The sequence below is a fragment of the Ferrovum myxofaciens genome, from assembly GCF_000735045.1.
Classification (GTDB): domain Bacteria; phylum Pseudomonadota; class Gammaproteobacteria; order Burkholderiales; family Ferrovaceae; genus Ferrovum; species Ferrovum myxofaciens.
On the sequence record NZ_JPOQ01000377.1, the window covers coordinates 1 to 331 of the forward strand.

The 331-nt window shown below is 54.4% G+C and carries 1 protein-coding gene; it reads left to right on the top strand.

From position 1 onward, the window contains the following. Nucleotides 1–331: outer membrane beta-barrel protein (locus IV91_RS16270; RefSeq protein WP_035418596.1), on the top strand; the 331-nt coding region annotated here is incomplete at both ends.

A 331-nucleotide genomic window follows, 5' to 3' on the forward strand; every position in this document is an offset into this window, starting at 1 on the left:
TGGCCACAGCCCCTTTACCCATACGGGGGTGCGTGCCGTGAACGCTTTGACGGATGCCACTACTGTAACCATGGGGGTCAACAATGGCTGGGACCAGGTGACGGGCATGACTTCCTCAAAGACCGCAGAATTTGCCATCAACGAGGCTTTTACCAAGGATACGTCGCTGTTGTTCGATGTATACAGCGGGGCTGAAACGGTACCTACTTCCCTCGACTGGGCGGGGATCATTCCGGCGGGGACCATTACCAACATGTATACGGCCAATGCAGGGACTCCTTTTTCCGGAATCAGAAGTGGCAATCGAACCTTGCTGGATATGGTCTTTACG